Source organism: Gordonia sp. YY1 (assembly GCF_009872315.1).
In the GTDB taxonomy this organism is placed as follows: domain Bacteria; phylum Actinomycetota; class Actinomycetes; order Mycobacteriales; family Mycobacteriaceae; genus Gordonia; species Gordonia amicalis.
In genome coordinates this window covers 59,256-82,285 of sequence record NZ_WXYI01000007.1, presented here as the reverse complement: position 1 = coordinate 82,285, position 23,030 = coordinate 59,256, and the positions used below count along the sequence as shown (strand labels likewise).

Here is a 23,030-nt window from a genome sequence, read left to right as displayed (position 1 = left end):
TGAGGAAAGACTAGAAACCGGGGTGTGTCGGGTACCACACGATTTCAGCTCAGCGGAACAGGTGGGAGCGGGACGTCAGCTGTCGGTCCACACCGGATCACGTTTGGCCAGGAACGCCGACATCCCCTCCTGCGCATCGCAGGTCATCGCGTTGGTCGCCATCGTCTCCGACATCTCCACATAGGCCGACGCCTCGTCGAGTTCGATCTGCTTGTAGAAGGCCTGCTTGCCGATCGACACCGTCCGGGCACTCGACCCGGCGATGTTCAGAGCCAGTTCCCTCACCGTCGTGGCGAGTTCGGCATCGTCGACGACGCCGCTGAGCAGACCCCAGTCGGCGGCGGTGTCGGCGTCGATCGCCTCCCCGGTCAGCAGCATGTGCATCGCGCGCTTGCGGCCGACGGCACGCGTCAGCGCGACCATCGGCGTCGAGCAGAACAATCCGATCCGGACGCCCGGCGTGGAGAACTTCGCGCTGCGACCGGCAACGGCGAGGTCACACGTGGCGACGAGCTGACACCCCGCAGCGAACGCCATGCCCGCGACCTCGGCGATGACCGGCTGACGCACGTCGTGCACGGTCTGCATCAACTCGGTGCACGTCGCGAAGATCGCGCGCTCGTCCTCGAGGGTGCGTTCGACGAGCTCCCCGAGGTCGTGACCGGCCGAGAAGGCGGGACCTTCCGACCGGATCACGATGACCCGCACCTCGGCGTCCTCGTCGAGGCGTCGCAGCCCTGCGGTCACGGCCTTCATCGTGCTGCTGGACAACGGGTTCCGACGCCGCGCGTCGCGCAGGGTGATCACACCCAGCGGCCCGTCCACCTCGACCGTCACCCGGTCTGTCGTCTCGCTCATCCGCGGACCCCTCTCCCAGAGAACCTCGATCGGTCGGGACTGCGCACCGGATGCCGCCAGCACTGCGACCTGAGTCACAACCTACCGTCCGGGAATAGCCGGCCGCCGGGACGGTTGACTCCAACTGTGACCAGTACCGCGCTCTTCGAACCGATCACGCTCCGCGACGTGGAGATCCCCAACCGGATCTGGCTCGCGCCGATGTGTCAATACAGCTGTTTCGCCGGCGACGGTGTACCCACCGACTGGCATCTCGCCCACCTCGGCGCCCGTGCCGCCGGCGGTTTCGGTCTGATCCTCACCGAAGCCGTCGCCGTCGTCCCCGAGGGCCGCATCAGCCCCCAGGACGCCGGGTTGTGGAACGACGAGCAGGCGAAGGCCTGGTCCCGGATCGTCGACTTCGTACACGGGCAGGGCTCGGTCATCGGAACCCAGATCGCCCACGCCGGCCGGAAGGCGTCGACCCACTCGCCCTTCGACGAGGATTCGGGCACGATCCCCCTCGACGACGGCGGCTGGACGCCCGTCGGTCCGTCGGACGTGCCCTTCGAGGGACTCGCGGACCCGGTAGCCCTCACGGTCGAGCAGATCGCCGAGGTCGTCGATGCCTTCGCCCGGGCCGCGCGTCGTGCCGACGAGGCCGGATTCGACGTCGTCGAGATCCATGCGGCGCACGGTTATCTGCTGCACGAGTTCCTGTCGCCGTTCTCCAATACCCGCACCGACGCCTACGGCGGCGATTTCACCGGCCGCACGCGGATCGTGCTCGAGGTCGTCGAGGCCGTCCGCGCCGTCTGGCCGCCGTCGAAGCCGCTGTTCATCCGGCTCTCCGGCACCGAGTGGCGCGACGGCGGCTGGGATGTCGCCGAGAGCGCCCGCCTCGCCGAGATCCTCGCCGCCCGCGGCGTCGACCTGATCGACGTCTCCTCCGGCGGCAACGTACTCGCCGACATCCCGGTCGGCCCCGGCTACCAGGTCGACCTCGCCCGCAAGGTACACCGGGACTCCGGCGTCCCGACCGCGGCGGTCGGACTCATCGTCGAGCCGGATCAGGCCGAAAAGATCGCCGGCGACGACGACATCACGGCCGTCTTCTTCGGTCGGGTCGCACTGCGCGAACCGTCGTGGCCGCTGCGAGCCGCGCACGAACTGGGCCTGCACCGCAACGAGGCGCCGTACCCGCCGCAGTACCTGCGGGGTGCCTGGCGCTGATCCGCGCTAGCGCCCGCCAGCACGGATCAGCGCCAGGCACGCCGCTGTCGCGGGTTCGATGATCTCCGACAACGGCGCGCCCGACTCCACGGCGTCGGCGGTCAGTTCGCGCACCCCACCCCACAGGAACACCGCTCGCTCGCGGCTGATCGGCGACACCCCGGCCGCGACCATGACCGAGGTGGAGGTCAGGCGGACGAACAGCCCGATCCAGTCCTCCACCGCCTCGTTCTTCACGAGCTCGGCCGGCCGGCCCAGCGCCGGCAGCTCCCGTATCCAACTCAGCATCAGCCCCGGGTACCGGTCACCGGCGGCGACATAGGACGAGACCGCTTGCCGCACTTGTTCTTCCGGCGTCGCCTCGACGTCCACGTTGCGCGCGATCTCATCGATGGTGAACCGCGTGGTCTGACGCACCAGGGCGAAGAAGCAGTCCTGCTTGTCGTCGAACTCCTGATAGAAGGAGCGCCGCGAGGTCTGCGCCACACGGACGACATCGGCGACGGTGGTCTCGCGGTATCCCGACCCGGCCACACAGTCGAGCATCGCCGCCAGGAGCCGTTCCCGCGTCGACGACGCGCCTTCCGGCCACAGATGCGAGTTCACGCAGCGAGCATAAGCCTCTTGCCCTGCCCGATACCCCCGCGTACCGTCACTGGTACGCCGACGTACCACCCTCTTCCGGAAGGCCTCGACTCCCGATGAGCACACCTGTCATGAGTGGCAACGCGATCCTGCCGCCCGCCACCCACCTACCGACGGCTGTTCAGGGCGTCGCCGCGCTCACCTCCCGGAGACACTTCTTCGGCCACCTCCACCGACGGCACGGTTCGGCCTTCATGGTGAAACTGCCGGTATTCGGCCCGGCGGTCGTCATCTCCGACGCCGCGCTCGCGCGCGAACTGTTCACCGCAGGCGACAAGGTCATCAACGTCCAGCCCAACCTGGGCCGCATCCTGGGCACCGGGTCGATCTTCTCCCTCGAGGGCAGGCAGCATCGCGCCCGCCGCAAACTGCTGACCCCGCCGCTGCACGGCAAGCGGATGAAGACCTACGAGCAGATCGTCGAGGAAGAGGTCCGGACCGAGGCGGCGACCTGGCCGGCCGGGACCGAGTTCGCCTCGATGGAGCCGATGATGCGGATCACGCTGAACGTGATCCTGCGGGCGGTGTTCGGCGCCCAGGGCAAGGACCTCGAGAATCTACGCAGGATGATCCCGCCGATGGTCGTCACCGGTTCGCGCGCGGCCACCTTCCCGAATCTCCCCCACGCCCTGCGGGCACTCGATCCCAACCACCGCTACCGCCGCATGCATGCGGAGTACAAGACCTACATCGGCGACCTGATCACCAAGTCGCGCAACGACTCACGCCTGGAAGAGCGTGACGACATCCTCGCCCTGATGCTGCGCAGCACCTATGAGGACGGCACGGGCATGGACGACGAGGAGATCGGCGACGAGCTGCTCACCATGCTGGCCGCGGGTCACGAGACCACGGGCACGACTCTCGCGTGGGCGTTCGAACGCCTTCGTCGCCACCCCGACGCCCTGGCCGAACTCGTCACCGAGGTCGACGCCGGCGGCACCGAGTACCGGCACGCGACCATTCTCGAGACCCAGCGCAGCCGTCCCGTCATCGACTTCGCCGCCCGGCACGTGGTCGCCGACCACCTCGAACTCGGCCGCTGGCGCATCCCGCGCGGATACAACGTGATGGTCTCCATCGCCCTGCTCCACGACGACAGCCGCGAGTTCGGCAATCCGGAACGGTTCGATCCGACCCGCTTCCTGGGCACCGCACCGCCACCGGCCTGGTTGCCCTTCGGCGGCGGAACCCGGCGCTGCATCGGCGCCGCTTTCGCGACGATGGAGATGGACGTGGTGCTCCGGACCGTGCTGAGCGACTTCGAGCTGCTCCCGACCGACGACCGCGCGGAGCGCTGGTTCTCGCGGGGCGTTGCCTACGCCCCCGCACGCGGTGGACGCATCGCCGTGCGACGGCGTCCTTAGTCGCGCAACACCCCTCGGGCAAGTGGTCCACACCACATTTCGAGTGTGACCTTCGTCATCGAACGCGTCCGAACACCGGGCTCCGCGCCCCTCCGCGGAATGCCGCAGTGCGCTGGGCTTTTACCCCAAAGCTAACAGCGTTATCCGTGCGTTACCAAAATCCCGCAGGTCACGAGGCCGACGTGACCTGACCGTTACCAAGCCGTATGGTCGGCCACGGTCCGAAATCAACCACCTTGCCAACCCCGGGTGGTGATAGGAGGAACGAAGACCATGCGAATGACCAAGACGCATATGACCAAGCTCGTCGCCCGTGCCGCTGTCGTCGGCGCACTCACCGCAGCACCGTTCGGCATGCTGGCGTCCACCGCCTCGGCCGACTCCGGCAACTGGGACGCTGTCGCCCAGTGCGAGAGCGGTGGCGACTGGTCCATCAACACCGGCAACGGCTACTACGGCGGCCTGCAGTTCTCGCAGAGCACCTGGGAGGCCAACGGTGGCTCCGGCAACCCGGCGAACGCCTCGCGCGAGGAGCAGATCCGCGTTGCGGAGAACGTCCTGGCCACCCAGGGCCCCGGTGCGTGGCCGGTCTGCGGCGCGAACCTCTGATAGCAGTACCGGCGCCTGAGGTGCCGTGACTGCATCACGGCAGCACGAACAGTGCTCCGCACGACCATGAGGCCGGTGAGTCCACCTCGGACTCACCGGCCTCATGCGTTTCTCCAGATCGCGCTCAGTCCGACTTCTCGTCGTCACCCGGTTCTGCGTCGAGCGCCTCGTCCAGAGCACTGACCGCGATGCCATACGGCAGGAAGCGCACCTTGCGACGCGGGTCGGTGTTGTTCTTGTTGGCACGTAGCGCATCGAGCTCGGTGGCATAGACCTGCTCGACGCGAGCCCCGCCGTCCTCGTCGACGACGAACACGGCCCACACACCCGATCCGGTCTCACCGGCTGTCTCCGGACGCGGCTGCGTCCGGGTGCGGCCTCGAGCCGCCTCGTCGAAGAACATCGAGAACGCTCCGGGACCGGCCTGACCCTCGAAGAGCTTCCCGAAGACGTCGCGCAGGCCCTCTCCCGCCTCACGCGCGAACCGGTCGAAGTCCTCTGGGCCGAAGTTGAACGGTCCGCCGCCGAATCCGCTGTTGTCGCTCATGGTGTTCCCTATCTGTGGTTCGGCTTTGCCCGGCCGACCGCGGGGCCGACCTCGCCAACCAGTGTCCTCAGGATCGTTCGTCTCCGCCACCTGCGATGTCGGCCTCCGCCAGGCGTCGATGCAGACGTTCGCGGACATCGTCGGCCGAGTAGGCGTTGCGCTGCCGCTGGTCCCGCGCGATCAGCACACCGCCGGTCGTCACGCCGACGGCACCGGCGAGGCCGAGCCACTTCCACAGATTCCTCATGGGGGCAGGATAAGTCGCATCGGAACGATCTCACCGGCACCGATGGCTGCGAGTGCCGACGAAGCTCTACCCTGCTGAGGTGCCCACCAGGAGAAAACCGCGCCGCGCCGACCTCGCCGGCGAGTCCGGCGGCGTCTCGCTGACCACCGCGCTCGAGGCCACCCGCACCGGCGACGTCTGGCTGTTCCGCGGCGATTCGGGCCCCGACCGCGCCATCCGCACCCTCACCAACGCGCCGGTGAACCATGTCGCGATGGCTGTCTGCATCGACGATCTGCCGCCGCTCCTCTGGCACGCCGAACTCGGCGACAAACTCACCGACGTCTGGACCGGGTCGAACCACCGCGGCGTCCAGCTGCACGATGCGCGCGAGGCCGTCGAACAGTGGATGGTGCGGTACGAGCAGGCGTGCTGGATTCGTCAGCTCAGCCCAGAGGTCACCAAGGAGCAGGAAGACCATCTGCTCAAGGTGATCGCGCGACTCGACGGCACCCCGTTCCCGACCACTGCACGTCTCGCCGGACGATGGTTCCGTGGTCGTGTCCCCAACTCCGTCGACCTGGTGCGCGGCATCCCCTACCTCGATCGCAAGGTCCGGGAACATCGTGACCAACGGCAGCACGAGGTCTCGGCGCCGGAGCCGGTGAGCCTCGAAGCCGCGTATTGCGCCGAGGTCGTCGCGATCACCTACCGCGACATGGGCATTCTCGACACCGCCAAGGACTCCAACTGGTTCGACCCCGGCCGGTTCTGGAGCGGCGACCGCCTCCCCCTCCACGCACCGCACACCCTCGGACCGGAGATCGCGGTCCATCTCTCGTAGGGAACACACAATGCCCGAGATGATCGCACCGAAGGTACTCAGCTTCGCCTCGATCCTCGACGACACGACGCGGTCGCAGGCGCACGGGATCTCGACACTGCCGTTCATCCATCCGCACGTCGCGCTCATGCCCGACGCCCACGCGGGCAAGGGATCCGCAGTCGGCACGGTCATCCCGACCGTCGACGCCGTGATCCCGGCCGCGGTCGGCGTCGACATCGGCTGCGGGATGATCGGCGTGCAGACCTCGATCGGCAAGGACGACATCGCCGGCTTCGACCTCGCCGACCTGCGGCGTCGCGTCGAGTCGACGATCCCGCTGTCGCCGGGCAACTACAACAAGGCCGTCCTGTACCCACACACCGAGTCCCGAATCGCCGAGCTGGAGAAGGCCGCAGCGGAGAAGAACGTCGACCTGTCCCACTCCCCGAAGTGGCGCGAACAGCTGGGTTCACTCGGCGGCGGCAACCACTTCATCGAGTTGTGCGAGCAGGTCGAGGGCGACGGCACGGGAAGTATCTGGTTGTTCCTGCACTCGGGCAGCCGTGGCGTCGGCAACAAGATCGCGCAGAAGCACATCAAGATCGCCCAGGAGCAGTGCAGGCGTCGGCACATCCCGCTCGCCCACCCCGACCTTGCTCATCTCGCCGCCGGAACACCGGAGTTCGGAGACTACATCCGGGAGTTGCGGTGGGCACAGCGGTTCGCCTTCGAGAACCGGGCCGAGATGATGGACCGGTTCCTCACGGTGTTCGGCGAATGGTTGGGAGACAACTCGTTTCGTCCCGCCGACGTGATTGAGCTGCGTCGGATCAACTGTCACCACAACTACACCGAGAAAGTGGAGATCGCGGACCGGGCGGTGTGGCTCACCCGTAAGGGGGCCATCGACGCGAGCACCGGGACCCACGGTCTCATCCCGGGATCGATGGGCACCAAGTCGTATGTGGTGCGCGGGCTCGGGAACGAGTCGGGATTGTTCTCCGCACCTCACGGTGCAGGCCGGCGGTTCTCGCGGACCAAGGCCAAGAAGCTGTTCACCCTCGACGATCTCGAAGCGGCGATGACCGGGATCGAGTACCGGCACGGCGCGGAGTGGATCGACGAGATCCCGGACGCCTACAAGCCGATCGACCAGATCATGGACGACGCCCGGGACCTGGTCGAGGTCGAGGCCGTGCTGACCCAGCTGCTCAACGTGAAAGGTGTGTGATCCACTCCTTCGCGTGGGTCGCGGTCAGATCGTCATGGCCTCGCGCACGGTGGCCTCGGCGGCCGTACCGCCGTCGCCCGACGAGGTGACCCGGCCGCTCTCGAGGACGTAATACTGTTGCGCCGCTTCGAGAGCGAATCCGATGTGCTGCTCGACGAGCAGCACGCCGAGCCCGCCTCGCCGGGTGAGGGTGGTGATGGTCTGTTCGATCTCGGCGACCACCGAGGGTTGGATGCCCTCGGTGGGTTCGTCGAGGATGAGCATGCGCGGTTCGGTGATGAGGGCCCGGGCGATGGCGAGTTGCTGACGCTGACCACCCGACAGCAGACCTGCACGTCGACCGAGCAGTTCGTTGAGCGCCGGGAACATGTCGAGCATCTCGGCGATGAGTTCCTTGCCACGTTTGCGGCCGTCGGCCACCACCTGCAGGTTCTCCGCGGTGGTCAGATGGCCGAAGCTCTGCTGTCCCTGTGGGACATAGGCGATGCCGTGCTTCACCCGCGAGCTCGGACGAGCCTTGGTGATGTCGACATCGTCGAAGGTGATGGAGCCCCGGGTGGTCTTGACGAGGCCGACGGCGGCACGCAGCAGCGTGGTCTTGCCGGCGCCGTTGTGGCCCATCACCGCGACGACACCGTCGGTGGGGACCTCGATGTCGACCCCGTGGAGCACCTCGGTCCGGCCGTATCCGGCATGCACTCCGGAGAGTTTCAGCATCTCGCCCCTCAGCCCTTCTTCTCGGTCGACGCGGCGGACACGTCCGCTGATTCGGCGGCGATCTCCTCGAGTTCCTCACCGCCGGCGGCGGTTCCGAGGTAGACCTCCTGAACCTTCGGATTGGCCTGCACCTCGGCGACACTGCCCTCGGCCAGCACCTGGCCACGGGCGAGCACCGTCACCGAGGTCGCGAACGCCCGCATGAAGTCCATGTCGTGTTCGACGACCACGACTGTCCGCTCACCGCCGATGCGGCGCAACAGATTTCCGGTCTCCTCACGCTCCTCGTGGCTCATCCCGGCGACCGGTTCGTCGAGCAGCAGCACCGAGGCGTTCTGCACCAGCAGCATGCCGATCTCCAGCCACTGCTTCTGCCCGTGCGCGAGCACACCGGCGGGGGTGTCGCGCAGGTCCTGCAGGCCGATGGTCTCCAGGGCTTCGGCTATCCCCTCGGGGATCTCCGCAGGCCGGCGGCGCAGCATGGTCCACACCGACCGTCCCGCCCCGGCGGCGATGTCGAGATTCTGCAGCACGCTCAGTTCCTCGAACACGCTGGCGGTCTGGAAGGTCCGGCCGACGCCGAGGCGCGCGATCTGGTGCACCTTCCTGCCGACGAGTTCCACACCCGACTTCTGGATCGAGCCGGTGGGCCTGACGAGGCCGGTGATCGCGTCGATGATGGTCGTCTTGCCCGCGCCGTTGGGACCGATCAGGAAGCGCAGATCTCCTTGCAACAGTGTCAGATCCACATCGGATACGGCCTTGAAACCGTCGAACTCGACGCTGAGGCCACGCACCTGGAGGTAGTCGCTCTCCATTCCGGCGTTGCCGCCGGCGACCGGTTCGATCGTGCTCGTCTCGGTTCCGCTCATGAGGAGGCTCCTACCTTGCTGGTGGTGTGCTCGTCGATGTCACCGGTTGGCGACGGATCGGCCGGTCTCTGACGACGCCACCGGAACACAGCGCCGAGTCCGGCGAGTCCGGCCGGGAAGAAGCCGACGACGACGATGAACAGAACGCCCTGGGCGTAGGTCCATCCGGACGGGAAGTTCTCCGACAGGCTGGTCTGCGCCCAGGCGACCGCGATCGCGCCCAGGACCGGGCCGAGCAGTGTGGTGCGCCCACCGATCGCGACGCCGATGAGGAATGCGATCGACGGGACGATCCCGACGTCGGCGGGCGAGATGATGCCGACGATCGGCACGAACAGGGCGCCGGCGATGCTCGCGAACAGTGCCGCGATCGCGTAGGCGACGACCTTGACGTTCGCCGGGTCGTAGCCCAGGAAGCGAACGCGCTCTTCCTGGTCACGCACCGCGACGAGCAGCTCGCCGTAGCGGCTGTACATCAGCTGCCGGGTGAGTGCGACGACCACGAGCAGGGTGCCCGCGGCGATGAAGAACAACAACTGCCGGTTGACCGGGTCGTTGAGTGCGAGACCGAAGAAGCTGCGGAAACGGTTGAGCCCGTTGCTGCCACCGGTGCTCTGCTGTCCGATGAGCAGGATCGCGAAAGCCGCGGCCAGCGCCTGCGACAGGATCGCGAAGTAGGCGCCCTTCACCTTCCGCTTGAACACACCCAGGCCGAGCAGGACGGCGATCACGGTGGGCACGAACAGGATGCCGAGGATCGTCACCACCGGCGACGCGAACGGCTTCCAGTATCCGGGCAGTTCCCGGATACCGGCGATCTGCATGAAGTCCGGGACGTCGTCGCCGCGGAGTTCCGCGTCGGCGATCTTCAGATGCATCGCCATGATGTAGGCGCCGAGTCCGAAGTACACACCCTGACCGAGGGTCAGCATGCCGCCGCGACCCCAGGCCAGACCGATACCGACGGCCACGATGCCGAAGCACAGGAACTTGCCGAGCAGGTTGAGCCGGAAATCGGAGAGCACCGCGGGCGCGACTCCGAACAGGAGCACCGCCGCGACGGCAAATCCGGCGTAGGTCTTCCAGTGACCGCTGAAATAGTCCTTCACACGAGACTCCTCGACTGGACCGTGAACAGGCCCTGGGGGCGGATCTGCAGGAAGATCACGATGATCACGAACACGGCGACCTTGGCCACCGATGCGGTCGTGTTGTATTCGATGAACGAGTTCAGGATGCCCAGGGCGATGGCCGCGATGACCGCGCCCTTGATCTGGCCCAGGCCGCCGATGACGACCACGAGGAAGGCGTCGATCAGGTACGTCATGCCGGTGTTCGAACTGGTCGAACCGATGAGGGTCAGCGCCACACCGGCGACGCCGGCCAGTCCCGAGCCGATGAAGAAGGTCGTGATGTCCGTGGTGCGGCTGGAGATCCCACTGGTCTCCGCCAGGTCGCGGTGTTGCACGACGGCACGGATGCGACGCCCCATCGGGGTGTACTTCATCGTGACGGCGATCGCGACCACGGCGATGACGGCCAGCAGCATGATGAACAGGCGAGTCTTGGGAACCACCGCACCGAGGATGTCGACACCGCCCGACAGCCACGGCGGCGCGGTCACGTCGACCGCAGGCGCACCGAAGATGTCGCGGGCGAGCTGCTGCAGGATGAGTCCGACGCCGAACGTCACCAGCAGGGTGTCGAGGGGTCGGTCGTACATGCGTTTGATGAGGGTGACCTCGAGCAGCACACCCATGAGACCGCCGACGAGGAAGCCGATGAAGAGTGAGACGATCAGGGACACACCGGCATTCGAGATCAGATACTCCTGGACCGAATACGCGGTGTAGGAGCCGGCCATGATGAACGACCCGTGGGCCATGTTGATCACGCCCATCTGACCGAAGGTCAGGGACAGGCCCAGTGCTGCCAACAGCAGGATCGAGCCGAGACTGAGCCCGGTGAAGAGCTGTCCGATAACGGTTTCCACGTCACCATCCGTTCGTCGTGGGTGTCGGTGAGGGCACAGGCGTGACCCGCCTCGAGTGCGCGGCTCGAGACGGGTCACGTCGTGTCAGCTGCTGAGACCCTCGGCCCACGGGTAGGACTTGAGGTACGGGTCCGGCTCGATCGGCTGGCCCGAATCCCACACCGTGTAGATGAGTCCGTCGCCGCGGATCTCACCGATGCGGGCGGTCTTGGTGATGTGGTTGTTCTCGCCGTCGATGGTCACCAGACCCTCCGGGGCCTCGAAAGTGACTCCACCGGCGGCCTTCTGGACGTCGGCAACCGCGAACGAGTTCGCCTTCTCGACGGTGTTCTTCCACAGGTAGACCGAGACATAGGCGGCCTCCATGGGATCGGAGGTGGGCTTGTTGGCGCCGTAGGCCGCCTTGTAGTCCGTGACGAAGGACTTGTTCGTCGGGTTGTCGATCGTCTGGTAGTAGTCCCACGCGACCAGCTGGCCCTCGATGTTCTCGACACCGATGCCGCCGACCTCTTCCTCGGCGATCGAGACCGACACGACCGGCATCGCCTGCGGGGTCAGACCGACGTTCTTGTACTCACGGAAGAAGGCCACGTTGGAGTCGCCGTTGAGAGTGTTGAACACGGCGTCGGCGTCGGCGGTACGGACCTTGTTGACGATGGTCGAGAAGTCGGTCGAACCGAGCGGGGTGTAGTCCTCACCCTTGATCTCGATGCCGTTGGCCGCGGCGTAGGCCTTGATGATCCGGTTGGCCGTCTGCGGGAACACGTAGTCGCTGCCCACCAGGTAGAGGGACTTGACGCCCTTCTCCTTCAGGTACTCCAGGGCCGGCACGATCTGCTGATTGGTGGTCGCGCCGGTGTAGAAGATGTTCTTCGACGACTCCAGTCCCTCGTACTGCACGGGGTAGTACAGCAGGGAGTTGTTGTCCTCGAAGACCGGGAGCATCGCCTTGCGGCTCGACGACGTCCAGCCGCCGAACACCGCTGCGACACAGTCGCTCGAGATCAGCTTCTCGGCCTTCTCGGCGAAAATGGTGGGCTCGGACGCACCGTCCTCACCGATGAGCTGGATCTGCTTGCCCAGCACGCCACCGTCGTCGTTGATCTGGTCGACGGCCAGCTTGATCGAGTCGCGCACGGTGACCTCGGAGATCGCCATCGTGCCCGACAGCGAGTTCAGCGAGCCGACCTTGATGGTGTCGCCCGAGGTGTCGACGCAGGACTCGGCGCTCGATGCCGAGTCCTCACTGGCCGAACTGCCACAGGCGCTCAGCGCGAGTGCGACGGCGGACAGTGCCGCGGGGATGAGGATGCCGTACCGCCGACGGCGTGTGGGGGTGACGGCGGACGGCAAAGAATCAAACGGCATCCGGAGGCCTTTCTCAATACGTCTCAGGTCGGCTCGGGCGGGGCCGTGACAGATACCCGGCGCACCTGCGCGCCGGGTGACCCCCCGATGACATACGCGCCGCTACTCGGGTAGCGATCTGGCGTATGGGGGGTAAACGTATTTTGACTTTGTTACACCGGCGTGACGTGAGATGAATTCCCTGTTTCCGCTTCAGTGCGGCTCACGCCGGATTCATGAAAGCGAATGTTGTTGTGGGAATGGACTTTTGAAAGCCGAAGGGCGGCACATCGACGAGGATGTGCCGCCCGCGGGCGTGGTGGCCTGGTGAGAAGCCTAGTGGGAGAAGGTAGCCTCGACCTCTGCGCGACTGAGCTCGGGGTCGGAGCCGAGTTCATAGCGCGGAAGGGTGTGCGGCACATCGGTACCGCCGGCGACGCGACGCCGGGCGGCGGCGAACTCCGGAGCCTCCCCCATCGACAGGTGCGCCGAGTTGATGATGGTCCAGACCGCCGAACGCCGGGCGCGACGCTCGAGCGGATTCGGCGGCACATAGGAGATCAACTGTTTCGCCCACCGGGGCATGGTGTCGCGGATCGCCCAGTCCACCGCCGCCTGCGCAGGGTTCTTCACGTTGACGCCCGTTGCCATCGCGTTGCCGTGTGTGAGGGCGAGACGCGGGAGATACGACTCGAGACATTCCAGGGTCTCCGCCTTGGTGGCCGGCAGGTCGGTACCACCGAGCGAATGCCCCACGCGCACGAACTCCCCGTAGTACCGGTCGAGTTCGGCTCCCCGCAAGGGTCGGGGATGGTAGATCTCGTGCGCCGTGGCGATACCCCACACGACCGTCGCGTAGTTCCAACGCAGCCAGTCCGGGTCGTCGGCGTCGTAGGTGGCGCCGTCCGGGCGGACCCCCTTGATCGTGTGGTGCATGGCGCGCACCGTACGTGCCAGTCGCTCAGCGGTTTCCGTCGATCCGTAGGCGGTGCCCATGAAGAAGGCCAGGGAGTGCCCGAGGCGGGCCATGGCGCCGTCGGGGTCGATCGACATGGTCGGGGTGCCGTCCTCACGCCGCCGGACCAGACGGGAGTGGTGCATCCCCATCCAGAAGATGCTGGGGTCGAGACGTTCGAGGTACGACGCGCACTGCAGGCCGAAGATCAGCGCCGGCGTGTGGGAGTGGACGTACCAGGTGGCACTGTCGGGACCGAACCACCCGGGATCACCGGCCGGACTCTCGAACTCCATCCCCCGGAAGAACTTCGCGCGGACGTTCTCGTCGAATTTGCCGTTGAGCCACGATCCGAGCATCTCGTGCGGCAGGTCCAGCGGAACCCATTCGGTCGACGGCAATCGTACGGGCGCCAGAGGCACGTTCATCGGTCGTCCTTTCTCGGTACCGACACACGGGGGGCGGGCTGGTCCCGGCTCCGGCTGCCGATACGGCGACGCCGTGCGGCACGGTCGCCGTGTGGTCACGGTTGTGTCCACTTTAACGCTTTGGTTACACATGTGACCAGACCTGGCTCAGGTCCGGTGCGGTCCGTCTATGGTGAAACGATGTCCAGTCCGACCCGGTGGGCCGGCGTTCCCCTGGAGGACCGCCGCGCAGAGCGACGAGCGATCCTCGTCGCCGCGGCCTTCGACATCTTCGGGGGCGACGGACCCGAGACCGAGCTGTCGGTGCGCGCGGTGTGCCGTCACTGCGGTTTCAACACCAGGTACTTCTACGAGAGCTTCACCGACACCGACGAGCTCCTCGGTGCCGTCTACGACGCCACGGCCGCCGAACTGGGCACGGTGGTCGAGGCCGCGATGACGACTGCCGGCCGTTCCGTCCGTGCCCGGACCCGCGCCGGCATGCTCGCGGTCCTCGGTCACGCCTCCGAGGATCCCCGTCGCGGCCGCATCCTGTTCACCGAGGCACGCACCAATCCCGTACTCGCGCAACGACGCGCCGCGACGCAGGAGATGCTCTTCGAACTCTCCTTCGCCGAGGCCGACGCCCGGGAGGTCGATCCGCTCACCGGGCGGGTGCGGGCGGCCGTCTTCACCGGGGCCATGGCCGAGCTGGCGCAGCAGTTCCTCGCCGGCAGCCTCGGGGACGACCTCGAACGGGTCGTCGACGACGCCCTGGCGACACTCATACCAGGTCGTCGCTGATCCGCGGGCCCGCTCTCCGCAGCGCCTGGATCGACGCGGGCCCCATGCCGCGGTCGAGTGCCCTGATCATCACGACGACGCCGATGCCCGAGAGCACCAGGGCAATCCCGAACAGCGCCGGGAATCCGAACAGATCACCCACGACGCCCGCCACGAACCCGGCCGCACCCTGGACGCCGACGACCGCACAGGCGAACAGCGTGTAATCGCTTCCTTCGTAGCCCTTCTCGCACGCATCCATCATGAGGGTGAAGACCGCGACGGTTGCCGCCCCACCGAGGATGTGTTCGGCCAGACTCGCGGTCACCACGAGCCAGAACCCGCCGGCGCCCGCCGCGGCCGCCAGATAGAGCGCCAGACTGAGGGTTTGGGTGACACCGCCGAACAGCAGTGCCGGCCGCCGGCCGTAGCGGAACGCCAGCCAACCGCCGAGGGCCGCACCGGCGAGCGCACCGGCTGAGGACAACGCGCCTTCCACGAGAGCGATCTGCCCCAGGCTGAGCCCGACGTCGGACATGAACGGCCCGACGAGTGCCGATCCCATCGAGTTGCCGAACTTGAACGCCCCGACGACCAGGATGAACACGAGGACTCCGGGACGTCGAAGCCTGGCGAGCCAGTCCGTCAGCAGCAGTGCCGGCGACGGTCGCGAACGATGCGCCCGGTCCTCCGACGGCGTCGTCGTCGTGTCCGCGGGAGTACGGGCGAGAAACCACACCGGCAGCGTCAGCGCCACGAGCAGCACCGACATCGCGACGAAGAGACTGCGCCAGCCCGCGAGCGAGAAGAGCCACAACAATCCGCCGCCCCCGACGATCATGCCGACCCGGTAGGCGCCCACCTGGATCCCGTTGCCCAGGCCGCGTTGTCGGGGTCCGAGGCTCTGCACCGCCAGTCCGTCGGTCGCGATGTCCTGGGTGGCGGAGACCAGGTTGATGACCGCGATGCCGACGAGCAACCAGACGAGTGTCCCGGACAGGTCGAGACAGGCCAGGACGAGCGCGATCGTCGCGGACGTCAACTGCATCGCCAGGAGCCAGCGGCGTCGTGTCCCGTACCGGTCGACGTACGGCGCCCACAAGAACTTCAGGCCCCACGGCGCGAACAGCAATCCGTACACGCTGATCTGTGTGAGCGAGTACCCCTCCTCCCGCAGGATGACGGGCACCGCCTGACTGAAGAACCCGTACGGCAGGCCCTGCGCGAAATAGAGGGCCGTGAGCAGGACCATGGTGCCGACGGCAAGCGTGCTCGTACGCGACGGGGTCGACATGGCAGACATCATGCCCCAGCCTCGTCGGCCGGCCCTCCCGAGTCACCTCCAGGCGTTCACCTCACCGGCCGGCAATCCATCGGTCGTCACGCGGCCATGGCCGGAAACGACAGCGTCACCAGCATCAACGCGAAGAGGAACCAGGCGGCGCCCTGCCACCTCTTCTCCACATCCTGCCGACCGCGGTCTGTGGGATCGTGCACATCGTTCATGCCGGAGGCATACCCCCGTCTCCCGCCGCACGAAACCCTCAACCTCGCCGAGTAGCACTACTCATGTCCCGTCGAGCGCGAGCGGACAGGGTCGGTGCATGACCACTTCCAGCAGCATGTTCGGACGCGAGCCCGGGGTCGCGACACTCGCGCGAATCTCCACCGAGTTCGAGGCCATCGCCCGCCAGATGTCCACGGTCTCAGCCGAATTCGCCGAGCTGAGGCGGATCGTCGAAAACCCCGCCGCGCAGACCGGTCAGCAGTCCGCGGAACAGGCTCAGGCGAGTCCCCTCATCCCACCGACCGTGGCTTCGGCGCCTACGCCTCCGGCGCCAACTCCACCGATGACCACGCCGCCGATGACCACGCCGATGGCGCAGCAGCCGCCGACTGCCTGGTCGTCACCCGGACGTCCGCCGAACTATGGGAGCTTTTCCTTCGGGCCGCCCGCCCGTCCGGTTCCGCGTCCGGGGCCGCATCCCGCGTACGCCCCGGTGGCGCAACCGCCGAGCGCTCCGCGGCCGCCGCGTCCGCCCGCGCGCCCGCTGTCCGAACGGGTCGCGGCAGCGGCCGAGCGGGGGCTGGTCGGCAAGGTCCTCGCCACCGCCGGGGTGGGCGTCACGCTGATCGGCATCGCCCTCCTGCTCGTGCTGGCCGCCCAGGCCGGCATCCTGCGCCCGGAGTTCCGTGTCGCGGGCGGCGCGATGTTCGCGGTTGCACTCGTCTCCACCGCGATCTGGTTGCGCCGCAAGCCAGGCGGGCGGGCCGGGGCGATCGCCACGGCCGCAACGGGCATCGCGGCCGGGTACCTCGACGTCCTGGCGGCCACCAAGATCTACGAGTGGCTGCCCGTCGTGGCGGGTCTGGCGGTCGCCGGCGCCGTCGCCGCCGGCGGCCTGGTCCTCGCCTACCGCTGGCGCAGTGAGCATCTCGGACTCCTCGTGGTGGTCCCCCTCATCGTCCTCGGCCCGGTGCTGACCGGGGGCCTCGACATGACCCTGATCGCGTTCATGATCGTGCTCGCCGCGGCGTCGGCGTGGGTGCAGTGGCGCCGCGACTGGATCTGGTTGCACACGGTGCGACTGGCGGCCCCGACCATCCCCCTCACCGTCGTCGGCCTGTCCGCACTGGGCGGCACGAACACCGCGCACACCGGATTCCAGTTCGCCGGTGCCACACTCGTCGTGATCGGCCTCGGTTTCGCAGGTGCGCTGGTGGCGATGCCCACCACCCGTTTCCGTGCGGTGCTCGCCGGTCTGGCGTCGGCGACGACGGTTCCGGTGCTGCTCGCCGGCGAGGTGATGGACACCGCGGGTGCGGTCGCACTGGAGGCCGCGGTCGCCGTGCTCGTCATCGGCATCACCGTGATCTGCTCGGTGGTGCGGACCGAACGCCTCGGGCCGCTGCCCGACGTCGTCGCGCAGATCTGGACCGCGACCTCGCTCGTCGTGCTGTTCGTTGCGATCCTCGTGTGCTTCGACGGGCCGGTGGCCGTCTCCGCGATGCTGGGCCTCGCCACGGTGACCGCTCTGGTCGCCCGTTCATGGTCGGCGACGTCGCTGGTCCTGCTGGGCGGGAGCACCGTGATCTGGGGCATCGGATTCGCGGCCCTGCTCGACGACATGCCGCCCTATGTCCTCGCACAGGCCCGTCTCGTCGAGGAGAACGCCTCGCTGTCGATCGTGATCGGAAGCCTGCTCGCCGGTGCGGGGGCCATCGTGATCGCCGTCGGGTGGACCCGACTCACCGCCGGCGACCTCGCCCGCGTGGCCTACAGCGCTGCTGCCGTGGTCGTGGTGTACGCGGTCACCGCCATCAGCGTGGTCTCCGGGGTCCTGATCGCCGGTCCCGACGGGTTCCTCGGCGGCCATGTCGTCGCGACCACCTGCTGGGTCGTCCTCGCCGGCGCGACACTGGCTTTCGCCCGGCGCCGCACCGGCGGCGAACGCACCGCCGCACTCACCGGAGGCCTGGTGCTCGTCGCCGCGGCGATGGCCAAACTGTTCCTCTTCGACCTCGCCGCCCTCGACGGGATCTTCCGGGTCCTCGTCTTCATCGTGACCGGCCTGATCCTGCTGGGGCTCGGGGCCTGGTACGCCCGGGCGCTCCACGGCGAGCGGGTCCCGGGGTCGTCGACCACGCCCCCGGGAACCGGAACTCCCGTCAGACCGTCTTGACGGCCTCGATCTCCGCGGGCGCAGCGACGTCGACCTCGGTCGTCTCATCGTGGGAGACGGGCCGACGGTCGGCGGCGGTGCGCGCATGGGTGATGTAGATCGTCAGCCCGACGAAGGTGAGCCCGCCGACGAGATTGCCGATCACCGTGGGGATCTCGTTCCAGACGAGGTAGTCGCCGATCGAGAAGTCACCACCGAGCATCAAGCCGGACGGGAACAGGAACATGTTGACGATCGAGTGCTCGAATCCCATGTAGAAGAACAGCATGATCGGCATCCACATGGCGAGGACCTTGCCGGGCAACGACGTCGACATCATCGCCCCGACGACGCCGGTGGACACCATCCAGTTGCACAGGACCCCGCGGATGAACAGCGTCAGCATCCCCGCGGCCCCGTGTTCGGCGTAACCGACGGTGCGGCTCTCCCCGATGTGACCGAGCTGCTGCCCTATCTCGTCAGGATCGACGCTGAAGCCGTAGGTGACGATCACCGCCATCATCACCGCGACCGTGAAGGCGCCCAGGAAGTTCCCCAGGAACACCCAACTCCAGTTGCGCAACATCGATCTGACCGTCACACCGCGTCGTTTGTCGATCAGTGCGAGCGGGACGAGCGTGAACACCCCGGTGAGGAGGTCGAAGCCCATCAGGTACAGGAGGCAGAAGCCGACCGGGAACAGCAGCGCCCCGAGCAGCGGTTCTCCGGTGCGGACGGTGACAGTCACGGCGAATGCGGCCGCGAGCGCCAGGATCGCGCCCGCCATGTAGGCGCGGATGATCGTGTCGCGGGTGGACAGGAACACCTTCGCCTCACCGGCGTCGACCATCTTCACCGCGAATTCGGACGGATTCACATAAGACAAGAGATTCTCCCGAGCGTTTCGATTCGTGACTCTTGCCTCCATCGAATCGAGACCACATGTCGACGATGTGTCGTCGGGACGTCCTGGTGTTACATCGACCTCTCCCGGGCGATTCGGTGCGGTGATGTTTCTCGGGGATTACCGCTTCCTCGTGGCGCGGTGTCGCCCGTGTGAAATCTGGCAAGAGTTCCAGCGGCACCTTGGAATTCCGCCGGGAACTGTGCATGGTGGAGGTATCCCTCGACGTGCCAACAGGATTCGGCGACGTCGCCAGTTCCACACGTCGACGGGCCATCATCAGCGCCGACCGAGGAGACACGATGACCACCCCGATCATGCCGAAGTCCGACGCCGCCGACCTCATCGTCGCGGCCCGGATCCGGCAGGGACTCACCTGGGCGACCATCGCCGACAAGATCGATGCGCCGCTGGTGTGGACGGTGGCGGCACTCCTCGGAAAACACCCGGTGCCCGCGGACAAGGCCACGGCGGTCGTCGAGATGCTCGGTCTCGGCGAGGGCGTCGCCGAGAGCCTGCGACAGCAACCGACGCGCACCCCGGACGAGGCCGCGACCAGTGATCCCACCATCTATCGCTTCTACGAGGCCCTCGACGTCTACGGTCCCGCCCTCAAGGAACTCATCCACGAGGAGTTCGGCGACGGGATCATGAGCGCGATCAACTTCAAGGTCGACATCTCGCGTCGCGCCGACCCGGGCGGTGACCGGGTCGTCGTGACCTTCGACGGGAAGTTCCTCGACTACAACTGGTGACCAGTCCCGTTTCATGGCTCCAACCCGCTCAGCGCGGTTCCGAGCTATGAATCGCGCAGGTCACGCCCGCTCGATCGGCATCCAGATTTCCGCGTCGGCGTAGGTTCCGCCCAAGTCGAGGTAGCGCACGAAGGTCGGCCCGGGACGTAACCGCCAGGGGTTCGACGGGAACCACTCGGTTGCCGTTGCCGCCCAGGTTTCCTGGAGGGTCGCCGGGAACGGCCCGGACGAGCGGAAGGTCGCCCACGCACCCGGAGCCACCGCGATGGTCGACAGATCCGGCGGAACCGTCGAATCCTGCTGCACGGCCACACCATGGAGGTACGTGATCGGTGTTCCCTCCGGGGCGTCGGGCCGGCTCTGGTCGGTGACGGCGAGGATGCCGACGGGTTCGGTGTCGTTGAGCGACTTGAGTCGAGCGTGCTCCTCGGGGGCGATCGACGCGAGGTGTTGCTGGATGTGCGGATTGACCCCCTGGTAGATGAGCGGCACCTGTGCGGCGTGCCCGGCGAGTACGAATGCGGGTCGGTCGGTGATCGTGACGTCCATCGGACGGCTCCCTTCGACGGTCAGGCGGAACCTGAGTACGGCTTGTGTTGCGAAAGGACCGCCATGGACCCGCACGTCCGCCGGGGACGCACCGTGGACCGACCGGAATGCCCGGCCGAACGCCTCGACCGAGGAATAGCCGTAGCGCACGGCGATGTCCAACAGGCCGGTGTCACTGCTCACCAGATCGGTTGCCGCGAGCGTCATCCGACGACGACGCACGTACTCCGAGAACGGAATTCCGGCGAGCGCGGCGAACATCCGGCGCAGGTGGTACTCAGTCGTCCCATGGGACCGGGCGAAGCCGGAGACGTCGACGGTCTCGTCGGTGTGCCGGTCGACGAAGTCGACCAGGTCATTCAGCGTGCCGATCATGGCTCTCCTTTCGTCCATGATCATGGTCGCTCCGCGCGATCTTGCACCCGATGATTCCGGGCAGGGACTGTCATCGCCACTCTCGTCCAGTTGTCAGGAAACTCGCAGGAAATCACCGCCTTACTCTCAAGAAGCCCCGGCACTGTGGTGCTGTGAGCGCACCTCAGTCCCCCGACCACACCCCCACTGAACCGCTGGGCGCACCCGGTGGTCCTCCACCGCCGCATGCCCACTGGGACGGCCTGCATTCGGGTTCGCCGCACGCGGCGAGTCCACCTCCGCGTGTCGGCGGCGTGACGAAGCCGATCGTCGTCACCGCCCTGCTGGCGGGCCTGCTCGGCGGCGCGATCGGAGTCGGCGGCAGCGCCCTGCTCGACCAGCACGGCAGTCCCTCGGCGCCGACCCTGAGCTCGCAACCGGCGAACACCGTGAGCGCCGCCGACGTCAAGCCGGGGTCGGTGACCTACGCGGCGCAGGTGGCGTCGAGGTCGGCGGCGGACATCAAGGTCCAGACGGCCCGCGGAACCGCCGTGGGCAGCGGGATCGTGCTCTCGCAGGACGGATACGTCCTGACCAACCACCACGTGGTCGCCGGGGCCGGCTCCGCCAGCAAGATCACGGTCACCACCAGCGACGGCAAGCAGCATCCCGCGACGATCACCGGCAGTTCGCCGTCGTACGACCTCGCCGTGATCAAGCTCGACGGTGCGTCGGGACTGACCCCCGCGGTGCTCGGCGACTCGGACGCGCTGCAGGTCGGCGAGCAGGTGGTGGCCGTCGGCAGCCCGGACGCCCTGACCAACACCGTCACCTCTGGCATCATCAGCGCATTGTCGCGCACGGTGACCGCCGCCGACGAAAGCGGTTCGGCGGTCACGGTGTACAACGGCCTGCAGACCGATACCCCGATCAACCCGGGCAACTCCGGTGGGCCCCTGGTGAATCTGCAGGGTCAGGTGGTCGCCGTGAACTCCGCCGTCGACACCGGGCAGGCAGCCAGCGGCGGACCTCAGTCCTTCGGACTCGGTTTCGCCATCCCGATCAACACTGCCAAGCGCATCGCGAACCAGCTGCTGCAGAACGGTGAGGCGACCAAACCCGTTCTCGGCGTGTCGGGTTCGCTGTCGTCAATCGGCGCCGAGGACGGCGCGACCGTGTCATCGGTGGAGAACGGCGGACCGGCGGCGAAAGCCGGTATCTCTCGCGGAGACGTGATCACGAAGGTCGGCGACACCCCCGTCGCCGACTATGCCGATCTGATGGCGCAGGTGCTCACGCACGCGCCGGGTGAAACCGTGCCGGTCACCGTCGGCTCGGGGTCGGACGCGCGCACCGTGAAGGTGAAGCTCGGCAGCATCGTCGACAAGCAGCAGACCACGGTGCCCGAGTCGGGCGGCGGCTCCGACGGCGGGCCGGACGGATCTCGACTCCCTTTCGGCATCAATCCGTTCGGACAGGTTCCGTGACCGCCTGACGGGTGGTGCGCAGACTTCGTCTGATAACCCTTGTATTGAAAACAAAGCAGGCGCATACTTCGGGTATGGGTTCGTCCGATCAGCCCGCATCCGCAGCGACGGCCACCCGGAGGAGTTACGACTCGACCCTCCGGCGGAGCCAGGCGGAGCAGACCCGCGCGCAGATCCTCGAGGCCGCCACTCGCCTGTTCGCCGAGCGCGGCTGGTCCGTCGGGGTGCGCGAGATCGCTGCTGAGGCAGGCGTGTCCTTCGAGACGGTCTATGCGAAGTTCGGCTCCAAGACACGGCTGTTCCTCACGGCGTTCGACGTGGCGGTCGTCGGCGACGATCGGCCTGTCGCACTCGCCCAGCGGCCGGAGTTCGCCGCGCTGTCCGCGGGCGACCGCCGTGAACGTGCCGCAGCCGGAGCCGCCCTGGCCGCCGACATCTACGCTCGCACCGCTGGTCTGTACCGGGCGCTGCGCGAAGGCGCCTCCTTCGACCCCGAACTCGCATCCAGGCTCGTCGAGGCGTACCGCCGTCAGCGTTCAGATGTGCGGGCAGCGGGTGAGGCTGTCGCCGGACGCACGCTCGCCACCGATGAAGCCGAGGGATTGTGGGCGGTGATCAGCACAGAGGTCTACGACCTGCTCGTCAACAACGCGGGGTGGAGCCACACCCGCTATCGGAACTGGATCGCCGACGCCACCGTGCGACTACTCGGCCCCGATTGACT

Annotated in this window: 24 protein-coding genes; 10 read left to right on the top strand and 14 right to left on the bottom strand. The window is 67.3% G+C overall.

The annotated features are described in order from the left end of the window. Window positions 1-75: 75 nt before the first annotated feature. The gene (locus BPODLACK_RS11550) at window positions 76-858 is read right to left on the bottom strand and encodes an enoyl-CoA hydratase (RefSeq protein WP_159405343.1); all 783 of its coding nucleotides are present in this window, start codon (window positions 856-858) and stop codon (window positions 76-78) included. Window positions 859-984: 126 nt separating this feature from the next. Here BPODLACK_RS11550 and BPODLACK_RS11545 point away from each other — a divergent pair, with 126 nt between their 5' ends. Then, on the top strand, window positions 985-2,070 hold the full coding sequence (locus tag BPODLACK_RS11545) for an NADH:flavin oxidoreductase/NADH oxidase (RefSeq protein ID WP_159405342.1): 1,086 nt from the start codon (window positions 985-987) through the stop codon (window positions 2,068-2,070). 6 nt (window positions 2,071-2,076) lie between these two features. Here BPODLACK_RS11545 and BPODLACK_RS11540 read toward each other — a convergent pair whose 3' ends face one another. Further along, on the bottom strand, window positions 2,077-2,676 hold the full coding sequence (locus BPODLACK_RS11540) for a TetR/AcrR family transcriptional regulator (RefSeq protein WP_236577659.1): 600 nt from the start codon (window positions 2,674-2,676) through the stop codon (window positions 2,077-2,079). A gap of 95 nt (window positions 2,677-2,771) precedes the next feature. Here BPODLACK_RS11540 and BPODLACK_RS11535 point away from each other — a divergent pair, with 95 nt between their 5' ends. Next, complete coding sequence (locus tag BPODLACK_RS11535) at window positions 2,772-4,082, top strand: cytochrome P450 (RefSeq protein ID WP_159405341.1); 1,311 nt, start codon at window positions 2,772-2,774, stop codon at window positions 4,080-4,082. A 273-nt stretch (window positions 4,083-4,355) separates the two neighbouring features. Next, on the top strand, window positions 4,356-4,691 hold the full coding sequence (locus BPODLACK_RS11530; protein ID WP_024498290.1) for a transglycosylase family protein: 336 nt from the start codon (window positions 4,356-4,358) through the stop codon (window positions 4,689-4,691). A gap of 124 nt (window positions 4,692-4,815) precedes the next feature. Here BPODLACK_RS11530 and BPODLACK_RS11525 read toward each other — a convergent pair whose 3' ends face one another. Next, the gene (locus BPODLACK_RS11525; RefSeq protein WP_006435951.1) at window positions 4,816-5,238 is read right to left on the bottom strand and encodes a hypothetical protein; all 423 of its coding nucleotides are present in this window, start codon (window positions 5,236-5,238) and stop codon (window positions 4,816-4,818) included. Window positions 5,239-5,305: 67 nt separating this feature from the next. Then, on the bottom strand, window positions 5,306-5,485 hold the full coding sequence (locus tag BPODLACK_RS11520) for a hypothetical protein (RefSeq protein ID WP_159405340.1): 180 nt from the start codon (window positions 5,483-5,485) through the stop codon (window positions 5,306-5,308). A gap of 79 nt (window positions 5,486-5,564) precedes the next feature. Here BPODLACK_RS11520 and BPODLACK_RS11515 point away from each other — a divergent pair, with 79 nt between their 5' ends. Next, complete coding sequence (locus BPODLACK_RS11515; protein ID WP_159405339.1) at window positions 5,565-6,308, top strand: guanylate cyclase; 744 nt, start codon at window positions 5,565-5,567, stop codon at window positions 6,306-6,308. 10 nt (window positions 6,309-6,318) lie between these two features. Then, entirely contained in the window at window positions 6,319-7,521 is a 1,203-nt protein-coding gene (locus BPODLACK_RS11510; protein WP_159405338.1) for an RtcB family protein, read from the top strand. A gap of 24 nt (window positions 7,522-7,545) precedes the next feature. On the opposite strand, the gene urtE is transcribed toward BPODLACK_RS11510, so the two are convergent. The 6 genes from urtE to BPODLACK_RS11480 all read right to left on the bottom strand — a co-directional run bounded on the left by urtE (window position 7,546) and on the right by BPODLACK_RS11480 (window position 13,833). After that, window positions 7,546-8,238, bottom strand: a complete 693-nt coding sequence (gene urtE, locus BPODLACK_RS11505) for an urea ABC transporter ATP-binding subunit UrtE (RefSeq protein WP_159405337.1) — start codon at window positions 8,236-8,238, stop codon at window positions 7,546-7,548. A gap of 8 nt (window positions 8,239-8,246) precedes the next feature. After that, window positions 8,247-9,110: an urea ABC transporter ATP-binding protein UrtD gene (gene urtD / locus BPODLACK_RS11500; protein ID WP_024498286.1), complete on the bottom strand. Its 864-nt coding sequence runs from the start codon at window positions 9,108-9,110 to the stop codon at window positions 8,247-8,249. Continuing rightward, window positions 9,107-10,219: an urea ABC transporter permease subunit UrtC gene (urtC, locus tag BPODLACK_RS11495; protein WP_006435944.1), complete on the bottom strand. Its 1,113-nt coding sequence runs from the start codon at window positions 10,217-10,219 to the stop codon at window positions 9,107-9,109. Before urtC ends, urtD begins: the two co-directional genes overlap by 4 nt. Further along, window positions 10,216-11,103 carry an urea ABC transporter permease subunit UrtB gene (gene urtB / locus BPODLACK_RS11490; protein WP_006435943.1) on the bottom strand — a complete coding sequence of 296 codons (888 nt, stop codon included), beginning with the start codon at window positions 11,101-11,103 and terminating at the stop codon, window positions 10,216-10,218. The genes urtC and urtB overlap by 4 nt, the downstream gene beginning before the upstream one ends. 84 nt (window positions 11,104-11,187) lie before the next feature. After that, window positions 11,188-12,471: an urea ABC transporter substrate-binding protein gene (gene urtA, locus BPODLACK_RS11485; protein WP_006435942.1), complete on the bottom strand. Its 1,284-nt coding sequence runs from the start codon at window positions 12,469-12,471 to the stop codon at window positions 11,188-11,190. 315 nt (window positions 12,472-12,786) lie between these two features. Continuing rightward, the gene (locus BPODLACK_RS11480; RefSeq protein WP_159405336.1) at window positions 12,787-13,833 is read right to left on the bottom strand and encodes an oxygenase MpaB family protein; all 1,047 of its coding nucleotides are present in this window, start codon (window positions 13,831-13,833) and stop codon (window positions 12,787-12,789) included. Between the two features lie 180 nt (window positions 13,834-14,013). On the opposite strand from BPODLACK_RS11480, the gene BPODLACK_RS11475 reads away from it, so the two are divergent. Continuing rightward, window positions 14,014-14,616, top strand: a complete 603-nt coding sequence (locus tag BPODLACK_RS11475) for a TetR/AcrR family transcriptional regulator (RefSeq protein ID WP_006435939.1) — start codon at window positions 14,014-14,016, stop codon at window positions 14,614-14,616. Here the strand turns inward: BPODLACK_RS11475 and BPODLACK_RS11470 are convergent. Together BPODLACK_RS11470 and BPODLACK_RS23775 are read right to left on the bottom strand one after the other, a co-directional pair. After that, on the bottom strand, window positions 14,597-15,889 hold the full coding sequence (locus tag BPODLACK_RS11470) for an MFS transporter (protein WP_159405335.1): 1,293 nt from the start codon (window positions 15,887-15,889) through the stop codon (window positions 14,597-14,599). The genes BPODLACK_RS11475 and BPODLACK_RS11470 overlap by 20 nt on opposite strands. Window positions 15,890-15,975: 86 nt before the next feature. Further along, entirely contained in the window at window positions 15,976-16,101 is a 126-nt protein-coding gene (locus BPODLACK_RS23775; protein ID WP_255219186.1) for a hypothetical protein, read from the bottom strand. Between the two features lie 98 nt (window positions 16,102-16,199). Between BPODLACK_RS23775 and BPODLACK_RS11465 the strand changes: the two genes are divergently transcribed. Then, window positions 16,200-18,278 carry a DUF2339 domain-containing protein gene (locus tag BPODLACK_RS11465; RefSeq protein WP_159405334.1) on the top strand — a complete coding sequence of 693 codons (2,079 nt, stop codon included), beginning with the start codon at window positions 16,200-16,202 and terminating at the stop codon, window positions 18,276-18,278. Here the strand turns inward: BPODLACK_RS11465 and BPODLACK_RS11460 are convergent. Further along, window positions 18,265-19,143, bottom strand: coding sequence for a formate/nitrite transporter family protein (locus BPODLACK_RS11460; protein WP_006435936.1), 879 nt, complete (start codon window positions 19,141-19,143; stop codon window positions 18,265-18,267). The two genes, BPODLACK_RS11465 and BPODLACK_RS11460, sit on opposite strands and share 14 nt — an antisense overlap. Before the next feature lie 320 nt (window positions 19,144-19,463). Between BPODLACK_RS11460 and cynS the strand changes: the two genes are divergently transcribed. Further along, a complete protein-coding gene (gene cynS / locus BPODLACK_RS11455; RefSeq protein ID WP_006435935.1) occupies window positions 19,464-19,916 on the top strand; it encodes a cyanase in 453 nt (150 codons plus the stop codon). 60 nt (window positions 19,917-19,976) lie between these two features. On the opposite strand, the gene BPODLACK_RS11450 is transcribed toward cynS, so the two are convergent. Beyond that, entirely contained in the window at window positions 19,977-20,840 is an 864-nt protein-coding gene (locus BPODLACK_RS11450) for an AraC family transcriptional regulator (RefSeq protein WP_006435934.1), read from the bottom strand. Window positions 20,841-20,992: 152 nt separating this feature from the next. On the opposite strand from BPODLACK_RS11450, the gene BPODLACK_RS11445 reads away from it, so the two are divergent. Together BPODLACK_RS11445 and BPODLACK_RS11440 are read left to right on the top strand one after the other, a co-directional pair. Then, on the top strand, window positions 20,993-22,306 hold the full coding sequence (locus BPODLACK_RS11445) for a S1C family serine protease (protein ID WP_159405333.1): 1,314 nt from the start codon (window positions 20,993-20,995) through the stop codon (window positions 22,304-22,306). A 74-nt stretch (window positions 22,307-22,380) separates the two neighbouring features. Then, window positions 22,381-23,028 (top strand): TetR/AcrR family transcriptional regulator, encoded by a 648-nt coding sequence (locus BPODLACK_RS11440; protein ID WP_040004665.1) that lies wholly within the window; start codon window positions 22,381-22,383, stop codon window positions 23,026-23,028. Window positions 23,029-23,030 lie beyond the last annotated feature (2 nt).